The organism is Megasphaera geminata F0357 (assembly GCF_000239275.1).
GTDB classification, from domain to species: domain Bacteria; phylum Bacillota; class Negativicutes; order Veillonellales; family Megasphaeraceae; genus Megasphaera; species Megasphaera geminata.
Window position 1 is genome coordinate 1 of the sequence record NZ_JH417590.1, and the last position, 10,126, is coordinate 10,126.

Annotated in this window: 10 protein-coding genes; all 10 read left to right on the forward strand. The window is 46.4% G+C overall.

Annotation, left to right across the window (positions count from 1 at the left end; all coding sequences use genetic code 11):
• Window positions 1–1,049 (forward strand): YadA-like family protein (locus HMPREF0080_RS05215; RefSeq protein ID WP_006790244.1); only part of this gene is annotated, 1,049 nt, incomplete at its 5' end.
• A gap of 203 nt (window positions 1,050–1,252) precedes the next feature.
• The gene (locus tag HMPREF0080_RS05220; RefSeq protein WP_006790245.1) at window positions 1,253–1,561 is read left to right on the forward strand and encodes a DUF4422 domain-containing protein; all 309 of its coding nucleotides are present in this window, start codon (window positions 1,253–1,255) and stop codon (window positions 1,559–1,561) included.
• A gap of 202 nt (window positions 1,562–1,763) precedes the next feature.
• Window positions 1,764–2,915: an AAA family ATPase gene (locus HMPREF0080_RS05225; RefSeq protein ID WP_245527236.1), complete on the forward strand. Its 1,152-nt coding sequence runs from the start codon at window positions 1,764–1,766 to the stop codon at window positions 2,913–2,915.
• Window positions 2,908–3,534: a hypothetical protein gene (locus tag HMPREF0080_RS05230; RefSeq protein WP_006790247.1), complete on the forward strand. Its 627-nt coding sequence runs from the start codon at window positions 2,908–2,910 to the stop codon at window positions 3,532–3,534. Before HMPREF0080_RS05225 ends, HMPREF0080_RS05230 begins: the two co-directional genes overlap by 8 nt.
• Window positions 3,535–3,563: 29 nt before the next feature.
• Window positions 3,564–3,722: a hypothetical protein gene (locus HMPREF0080_RS10045; protein WP_006790248.1), complete on the forward strand. Its 159-nt coding sequence runs from the start codon at window positions 3,564–3,566 to the stop codon at window positions 3,720–3,722.
• An 82-nt stretch (window positions 3,723–3,804) separates the two neighbouring features.
• Window positions 3,805–4,698, forward strand: a complete 894-nt coding sequence (locus HMPREF0080_RS05235) for an HAD family hydrolase (RefSeq protein WP_216436693.1) — start codon at window positions 3,805–3,807, stop codon at window positions 4,696–4,698.
• Window positions 4,699–4,758: 60 nt separating this feature from the next.
• Window positions 4,759–5,265: a hypothetical protein gene (locus HMPREF0080_RS05240; RefSeq protein WP_006790250.1), complete on the forward strand. Its 507-nt coding sequence runs from the start codon at window positions 4,759–4,761 to the stop codon at window positions 5,263–5,265.
• Window positions 5,266–5,512: 247 nt separating this feature from the next.
• Window positions 5,513–5,710 carry a hypothetical protein gene (locus HMPREF0080_RS09135; RefSeq protein ID WP_006790251.1) on the forward strand — a complete coding sequence of 66 codons (198 nt, stop codon included), beginning with the start codon at window positions 5,513–5,515 and terminating at the stop codon, window positions 5,708–5,710.
• Window positions 5,711–5,924: 214 nt separating this feature from the next.
• Window positions 5,925–7,634 carry an ESPR-type extended signal peptide-containing protein gene (locus HMPREF0080_RS10245; RefSeq protein ID WP_083817913.1) on the forward strand — a complete coding sequence of 570 codons (1,710 nt, stop codon included), beginning with the start codon at window positions 5,925–5,927 and terminating at the stop codon, window positions 7,632–7,634.
• A 4-nt stretch (window positions 7,635–7,638) separates the two neighbouring features.
• Window positions 7,639–10,126: beta strand repeat-containing protein (locus HMPREF0080_RS09140; protein WP_050808823.1), on the forward strand; the 2,488-nt coding region annotated here is incomplete at its 3' end.

The following is a 10,126-nucleotide window of genomic DNA, read 5'->3' on the forward strand; positions in this document are numbered from 1 at the left end:
TTACGGATACATCCAAACTGACGGACGATGACAACCTCGGTGTCGTATCCGACGGCGGCAATAACCTGAAAGTCCGCATGGCCAAAGACCTGAAAGGGCTTAATAGCGTGACCACCAATACCCTGACGGTGGGAGACGTGAAGATCGATAACAGCGGCATCAACGCAGGGAATAAGAAGATCACCAATGTGGCGGCAGGCGATGTTTCCTCCACCTCCACCGATGCGGTAAACGGCGCTCAGCTCTGGAACACGAACCAGTCGATCCGCACTATCGGCGGTGCCGTCAATGAACTGGGAGACCGCGTGAATCGGGTCGGCGCAGGGGCGGCGGCTCTGGCGGCGCTCCATCCGCTGGATTTTGATCCGGATGACAAGTGGGATGTGGCAGCCGGCTACGGCAACTACAAAGATGCCAGCGCCGTGGCGATCGGGGCGTTCTATCGTCCGAATGAAGACACCATGTTCAGCGTGGGCGGCTCCTTCGGCGGCGGCGAAAACATGGTCAATGCCGGTGTCAGCCTCAAGCTGGGACAGGGTAACCACGTGTCCACATCACGGGTCGCTTTGGCTAAAGAAGTGGAAGACTTAAAAGCGATTGTCAAGGCGCAGAGCGCTGAAATAAAGGCTATGCGCGGGGCTATGCAGGCGGGCATGACGGAAATGAAAGATGTCACCTTCCCGGATGTGCCGCAGGATCACTGGGCATATGGCTATGTAAAATCTCTGGCCGACAGGGGCCTTCTGGTAGGATACCCCGACGGTGAATTTAAAGGGGAGCGTTCCATGACCCGCTATGAATTTGCGGCTATCATCTACCGTGCTTTGCAGAACGGCGCGCCGATTGACAATAACATGGCAAAAGCGATCGGAGAATTCGAACCCGAAATCAATCGGATAAAGGATCTGGATCGTACCCGTGTCGATCGTATTTCCGGCAAGGATAACGACCGGCATAAGGTGGAACGCCTCCGTGTCAATAATAAAAGTAATAAGGAAAAAGGCGATTACCGTGACATATACGGTTCCCATATTTCGCCTGAAGCGTAAGCCCGATTATCGCTGTATGCGATGACGGGCAGCGCCTTCTTGCCTGACCGGAGAACAGTACCCGGCAGACGGGAAAATCATATAATACAGGGGATGCGCGCATCCCGAAAAGCAACGACAGCATCGGTGCATTAAAGCCGATGCTGTCGTTGTGTTTTGGAACCCGTTCAAGAAAGGATTTAATGTAAGAGACCAGGCCATATGTGAAAAAAAATAGGAAGGAACTCTATTATACTGCAAGTGACCAACCCAACAAGATAACAGGAGACTCCTTTTGCACCTGGCTTTTTACGATTCTTTTCGAGTTGGAAAAACGGATTGATCTGACCGGGCGCAGCGTATATGAAAAAAGAGTATTTGGATTTCTTGCAGAACGTCTTTTTAATGTATGGCTGGAAAAGCAGAATATAAAGATTTATGAGACGGATGTGGTCATGTTGGAACATGGGGACTGGCTGAAAAAGGGGTGGCATTTTTTGAAACGGAAAATATTGGCAGGAAATAATACATGAGTGGCTGTACCATCTTTTTTGTTGCATTTGATTCGTCTTAAGGCATATGTTTCGTGAGGCGTACCTTTTGTTTCTATTACGATTACAGGAGGGGAATTGATCTAATCTTCATCTTGATCGTATTAATATAAACGAAAAAAACGCTTATATTATTGACTTTGATCGGACCAATTTGATATAGTAGTGACAGGAGGTGATAGTTATGATTACATATTTTTCTATGGAAGGATTTCTTTCTGTTAAGAAAAAGGTGGAGCTTTATTTCCTGCCAAAACCTCATACACGGATTACAAAAACCCGTTTTGAAGATAATTTTATCCACACGCCAAAGTATAAATTAATGAAAGCGGTTGTTCTTTTTGGAATGAATGCGTCCGGCAAGTCTAATGTGCTGCTTGGCATGGAGCATCTCATTTCAATGATTAATCGCGGATTGAATTTAGGTGCTGTTGATGATATGCGTCGGAACCTGATTAATTTTGACTGCGAAACAGTTGGTTTTGAAATCGGTTTATATGATGTGAAAAGTGATCAGGATTATGTGTACCGAATTGCCTATGACTGTGAGAAAATCGTTTCCGAAAAGTTGGTTTTAAACGGACAGGAAATTTTTTCTTTTTCTGACGGGAAGTTATCTATCGCAAATCTGAGCGGTATAAAAGAGCGGGATGCCCTTATCCGGTTATTTTCCGGTGTTTCTACGGAACTATATCTGCTGAAGCTGAAAGACTACATGGGGGAATATATTACTTCTTTCCAAAAATTGGCAGCCACCGTAAAAACAAATATCCGGGATGTTGTACCTCTGCTGGATAGGAATGACATCAGAGTTGTGAACGAAGAACACAAGGGCTTTTGGGAAAATAATAAAAAGCGTATTTTATCTGTTTTTCATATGCTGGATGGAACGATTACGGATATCGGATTTGAAAAAATCCAGGCAGACAGATATGAAGTTCTTATTTTCCGGGGAAAAAAGAATTACCATTTGGGAATAGAATCCAAAGGGATTCAAAAAATATGCCATTTAATGGATGTTTTGATAACCAATATGATCAATGGGGATGTACTGGCTATTGATGAATTGGATTCTTCCATCAGCACGGGTTCTTTGCTTGAGTTGTTTAATGATTTGATAAATACGAAGGAAAATAAGGGGCAGTTTATTATTACTTCTCATAATCCTTTTTTGATGAATCAGAATGTTTTTCATCCCCAGCAGTTATACATTGTGAATAAAAAATCTGATTTGTCATCAGAGGTCTATTCTTTGGATGATTTTGACCTTCGTAATGACAAAAATAAATTATACGAAGATTATCTTAAAGGAAGGTTTGGTGGGGCCGGTGAGTAAATCCATTCGAAGACCTGCTTCATCTAGAAGGAAACCTAAGAAAAAGGTTCTATTCCTGGTGGAAGGGAAGACTGAAAAAAATATCATTTTCTATCTTTTTGACCAAAAGGATTATCTGAATATATCGTTTAGTGTAAAGGAATATCAGGGTGGTGGATATGTTGATATAAAGAATTGGATTACAAAGCGAAGGGATAGCCTTGATATTGTTTTTGTTATTTGTGATTTGGACCGAGCACAGGAAGAGACGGAAAGAAAAAATCTTATTACAACTATTAAATTTCTGGAGAATGAAAATATTGGGAATAATATGTTTTTGTCATTTCCTGATTTTGAACAATGGCTACTCCGCGGTTTGCCCGGCAGTAATAACAGGCCATTATATCCCCAGCTCGGATATGCTAATGAAGCAAGACAAAAGGCGGATGAACATTTGTTTTCCAAGTATACAGGTGCGGGAGGCAATTTTTCCACAGCTGAAAGATACTTTTCCGGAAGACCTTTATTCTATATGAAAAGAGATTTCTTCAAAGGAATATCTCAGGAAGAATGCATTAATACGGAACAAAGTTCATTATATTATTTAAGGGATTATTTAAAAGTATTGAATCATGCATGATTTATTGTATTTTGTTATGGAGGGAATAGATGAAAATCTATCAAAATGTAAATGGAAATTCCGGTATAGCAGGATATGAGATTGGCGATACCTATATTGAGGTTGAATTTGCAGATACAGAGGCGGCGCAGGGGCATGGACTCAATTCGTTTATTAACCGGCGGGTAAAATATTTATATGAAAATTGAAGGAGTCTTGCTTTAAAGGGCTCTTTTTTTGTATTGAAGTATAATGATTTTAAAAGATACGGGTAGGAAGGAAGTGTACATCATGAAAACAGCGCGCAGAGAAATAGAGGACTGGCCTGCGCTGGCGGTCTGCTATGATTTTGATCGGACGCTTTCCCCTGAAAATATGCAGGACGGGTATATCCGTGCCGTGGACTATGATGTGGACAGCTTTTGGGCGGAATCGAACCGGCTGGCGGAAGTACACTGCATGGATCAGAATTTGGCGTACATGTATAGAATGCTTCAGAGCGCCAGAGGGAAGGAAATACTGAGTAAGGAAAGGCTGAAACAGTACGGCGGTAAAGTCAGGCTGTACGACGGCATTAGAGGATGGTTCCGCCGGATCAATGCCTATGGGGAAAAGCGGGGCATCCTTGTGGAGCATTACATCATTTCTTCCGGTCTGCGGGAGATCATAGAAGGGACGGCGATCGCGAAAGATTTTACCCATATTTACGCCAGTTCCTTTTATTACAATGAGCATGGAGAGCCCTGCTGGCCGGCGCAGGTGATCAATTACACGAATAAGACGCAGTTTCTTTTCCGCATAGAGAAGGGAACCCTGGATATCAATAACAATGCGGTGAACGACCACTTTGCGGAAGGCGAGCTGCGCGTTCCGTTCAGGAATATTGTATACATCGGCAACAGCGTCACGGATATCCCCTGTATGCGCCTTGTCAATTCATTGGGCGGCCATTCCGTCGGCGTCTATGATTTGGAAAATACGGCCAGCAAAGATACGGTACGCCGGATGATCCGGGACGAACGCATCCGCTACTATGTACCGGCGGATTACACCAAAGGAAGCGAGATGGACACGCTCATGCACCGGATTATAGACAAAACGGCAGCCTATGAGGTGCTGGAAGAGAAGCATTTGAGGGACAGGAAAGAAGCGGTAAGTTGTAATAATAGATGCCATAGTTCTTGAAGTGTAAAATAAATGATTTGAAAAAAGCCGTCTGGTAGGAACTAAGGAGGAAAATGAAAAATGGATGGATTTGGTTTTAAATATTTGTCGGTAATAAAAGAATGTATGGATCAAGTATATAGGGAAATTCCTAATCTTATTAATCAGAGAGGCAGAGAAATTGGGCATGAGCAAAGTATAAGTTTCCGATTGGGGTATTATCTGTCAAATGCATTAAAAGATAAAATGGGTTATTATATTGATCTTGAATATAATAATGATTACGGTAAAAAAGGCGATGAGAAGTATAATAGTGAAGGGAAAAAAGTTCGTCCGGATATTATTTTCCATGATAGAAAAAAGAATAATCTTTTTGTAATTGAAATGAAAAAAGGTGATGTGAGTGATGATAGGGAAAAGGTGTGGAATTATATGCAGAAAAATACACAGCACTATAAAGAAGGATATTGTATATATCATTTGAAAGAATATCCTTATATTATTGAAGCGTTCAAACGTAATGAAGAAGATGATGATATTGAGAAAAAAATATTTGAATGTAATAAAGACGGCTGTATCAAAAAATAGACATAGATAATTAAGAACAGGAGGAAAAATCATGAAATAGAATTTTAAACCGAATACCTGACTGTGCCCTCAGCCGGTACTTGTGATTGCCTCTTATGACGCGGATGGCACGGCGGACGGGATGGTGGCGGCCTGGGGCGGGATTTATGATGCAAACCAGGTAGGATTCAATGCTGGACCATACCCATAAGACTGTGGCGAATCTATTGAAAAAGAAAGCGGTTACGTAAGCATAGCGACTATTTCCATGATGGCGGAAGCGGATTATCTGGGAATTGTGTCGGAGAATCGTGTGCCTGATAAGGTGGCGCGCACCGGACTTCATGTGGCGAAGAGCGAGTTTGTGGACGCACCGGTGTTTTCGGAACTTCCTTTGGCCTTGGAGTGTAAGGTGTCCAAAGTAACGAAAGTAAGCGAGGATTACCATACGGACACTTGGATTTAAATCATCCAATGAAGTGGCAACAGAATTCTTCTTAACTTATTCCGCATGAGGGCTTGTCACATATGTCTGATTACGCTACGGAGCTCGTTCAAGAAAGAATTTACCTTCTTCCTATTTCTATATATTCATGTTACAATAAAGTATCGTTTTTTAATATATTTATAGTCGCTTCAATGTAGATGAAAAAGGAAATATGGCAAAGGAGTGTGGATTCATGAATCGTATTTACAAGGTTGTATGGAGCAAGGTGAAACATGCTTATGTGGTGACGTCGGAACTGGCGAAGAGCCATACGAAAAGCGCTTCGGGAAAAGCAGCGAAAGCGGTGTTGGCGACTGCCGTGGGGATAGGGTTCCTCATGGGCGGTTATGCGGCTGATGCTGCTGATACGGCAACAGGTTCGGGCAACGGCGTGGCGTATGGTACGGGCAGTAACGCACCGAAAGCGGAAAATGTGGCTGTCGGTAAGGGTGCAACTATTAAGTATTCTAACGGTGCAAGCAACGCTACCGGTGATGTGGCTGTGGGCAGTGGGGCTGTTATTGATAACTATGCCAGTCAGGGTGGCAGTATTGCCATCGGCAAAAATGCCAAGATTAATAATATGACCGGTAAGCAGGAATCACTATTTGCATTGGGGCAAACAACCTATCACTCTGGAAATCTTTTGGGGACATTACAAATTCCCGACAATCCAGAGAATGTGGCAGGAAGTATAGCTATTGGCGATAACACCTATGCACGGACTGGGAGTGTTATGATTGGTTCCCATAATTATAGGGGGAATATAGGTGACCAATCTGTAGATACATCTGATACAAGCAAGTATGGAATCAATATTAATGCAACTACCTTAGGAACAAATAGCTTTAATCAAGGCGCCTTTTCCACAGTTAATGGTGCTTATTCAATTATTTCCGGTAAATATGATGGGGGTGGTTTTTCATCGTATGCCGGACAGAATTTCGGCGCCACCATTACCGGTTCTCTGAACAGCATTGAATCTGCCACTGCTTCTTCTCGATATTCCGGCGTGGCGAACAGCATCGTCGGTACGGCGAACCGGGCTTTCAACTCCAACGGTTCCCTGATTTTCGGTGCCGGTAATGAGATCACCAATTCAGTTACAAGCATTAATGCCCCGTCCAGCGGCGGCGCTTCAGCAAAAGATCTGGCAGATACATTGCGCAGCGCTGTAAGAAATAGCGAAAGCGGTGGCGCTACCCTTGCCATCGGCGGCGGCAACAAAGCCGATTACACACAGAAAACATCCATCATCGGCGTCAATAACACCGTGACAGGTACCGGCAATAGGCCGAGTACCTACAACTTCATCACCGGTTTTAAGAATGACGTCGAAAATGTGGAGCATGTATCCGTCATCGGCTCCAACAACATCATCAAGGGGTCTGCGACGGATCCCGTGAAGAATGTCGTTGTGGTCGGCGACAACCGTACCGTTAATGAGCATGCGGATGGGACGGTCGTGATCGGTTCCCATGACGCGGCGACGGCTCGATCATACAATACAACCAATGCGGCCAATATGGTTTTAATTGGAACCAATGCCAACGTACAGCATAGCGGCGGTGTCCAGCAGTGGTCCGGCGGGCATGTAGCTATCGGTAACAACAGCTATATTGAAAACTACGTTAATCAGGGCGGCAGTATTGCTGTCGGGCAGAACTCTCATGTACAGAATATGACCGGCTCCACGGAAGCAACGTTCATTATGAATCAGTACGAAACCAAGACGGAAACTGACACGGGAGGAAATACGATCCAGATTGCAACAGATGTACAGAAAATGTCCGGCGGCATTGCTATCGGTGAAAATGCTTATGCCCGCCGGCAGCCTGATGCTTGGTACCCACAAATATACCGGCCAAATAGGGGATACTACGGTCGACACTTCCGACGCTGACAAAATGGCGGCCGCCAATCAGCAGATGAATGCGACCATCTTGGGCACCAACAGTTTCGGCAACGGCGCGTTTGCCACTGTGACCGGCGCTTATTCCATTATTTCCGGAGATTATGCTGCGGGCCGGTGGAGAAACTTGGGCGCCGGCATTACCGGATCTTTGAATACTATCGAATCTCAAACGGCAACCGAGGCGTTTGCCGGGGTGGCGACCAACGTTTTAGGTACGGCGAACAGGACATTTAATACAAATGGAGCCTTGGTTCTCGGTTCCGGAAATGAAGTGACCAATTCGATCGCTAAAATTGAATTGCCTAACACAGGGACAGACTATGCTTCCTCCGCCAAAGGCGTAGCGGAAAAACTGCGCGGAGCCATTAAAACCGCCAAGGGCGGCGGCGCCGTCGTAACTGTAGGGGATGCGAATACCGTCGATTATGTGCGGGATTCTCAGATTGTCGGTTCCAATAATACGGTTACCGGAACCGCGGGCGTCGTCAGTACGCAGAATGCCCTCGTCGGCAGCAGCAGGAAGCTGGCGGGCGTTTCCCGCAGCGTCATCATCGGTTCGGCTGACAGTGAAATGGAAACAACCGTTTCCAATGCAACTATTCTCGGCCATAACGCGAACGTGCAGAAAGAAGGCGGTGTGGCGCTCGGCGCGGATTCTGTCGCTTCCGTAGATAAGGGAGTTGCCGGTTTCGATCCGTCGACCGATGCGGCTTCTACGGATACGTCAGCAACTTGGAAAGCGACGGCAGCTGCCGTTTCCGTAGGCAAAGCGGCAACTCCGACCTCGGTAGGTACAATTACCCGTCAGATTACGAATGTAGCGGCCGGTACACAGGATACGGACGCCGTCAATGTGGCGCAGCTGAAAGCGGTGAAATCCGCAGCGGCGGCAGCCAAGACGCATTATTACAGCGTGAACGATAGAAATGGACAATTGAATTTTGCTCCGAATTATAATAATGAGGGGGCAAGAGGAACGGCTTCTATTGTTGCCGGTTTGGGATCTTCCATTAATATAAACAGTGAACCTCAGGCAGCAACTGCAAGTATTTTCGGCACGATGAACACGATCAACGCGAAAAGCGGTAAGCAGTATGACGGCGTGGCAAACAGCATTGTCGGTACTGTCAATGTTACCGACCATGCGAATGCGTCTCTTATTTTCGGAGCGGGAAATATCGTCAAAAATTCCTACGGTGACCTGAAAGACAAAGATGGAAATGACTTCAATCTGGCGGAAATTGCCAACATAGCTAAAACCGGAGATACGGAAGCACTGGCAAGAAAACTGGGCGAATATGTTTCCTCCAGCGGCGGTGCCGTCCTTGCCATCGGCGGCGGTAATATAGCTGATTATGCGACGCATTCCAAACTGGTCGGCATAGGGAATACATTGACAGGTACGGCCGGACATGAAAGTAAGTACAATATGATTGACGGGTATCTGAATATCGGCAAAGATATCAATCACGTGACCGTTATCGGTTCCGAAAATATGGTAGACGATACGAATGACGCTCTCGTGCTGGGCAATAAGCGAAAACTTGCCGGGGCGCACGGCAGCATTATCCTCGGTTCCGGAGACAGTGTGATCACGACAAGCGCATCGGATGTCGTATCTATCGGCCGTAATGCCAACGTGACCGTATCGGGCGGCGTGGCGCTCGGCGCGAGATCCGTGTCTGCCGTTGATGCCGGTGTAGCGGGCTATGACCCGTCCACCAAGGCGGCATCTACAGATACCTCTTCTACATGGAAAGCCACAGAGGCGGCTGTTTCCGTAGGTGATGCGGCAAAACATGTGACACGCCAGATTACCGGTGTGGCGGCAGGCAGTGAAGACACGGACGCCGTCAACGTGGCACAGTTGAAGAAAGTGGAAGCCAAGGCGGAAGCGGCGGAAAAGAAACATACTACCGTGAAAGCGGGAGATTATGCGACCGTAACGGAAACCGCCAATGCCGACGGCGGGAAGGAATACACTGTCAGCGGCCCCAAGATGGAATCTACGGACGGGACGGTACGGATTACGGATAAGGTGGAAAACGGCAAGAAAGTCGGATATAACCTGTCCGTCGATACAAGCAGCCTGGGGATTGAAAAGACGGCGGTAGAAGCGGGAGACAATGTAACCGTGACCTCCAAGAAGACCGGGAATACAACGACATATACCGTCAATGCCAAGGATACGGTAGTGACCGGCGGCACGGCTACTTATGCCGCGGACGGTACAGGTACCGCTACCTTGATAAACAGTGACGGGACGAAAGCGACCATCACCGGGCTGCAGGATCGGTATACGTCGTCCGCTTCGCTCAGCGGGGATACGTTGAACTTCACCCGCAATGACGGCAGTACCTATTCCGTTTCCGGCATCGCTTCTTCCCAGGATATCCGCAATGTGACCAACAAGGTGAATAAACTGGATACCCGCGTGAACCGTGTCGGTGCGGGAGCGGCCGCACTGGCGGCGCTCCATC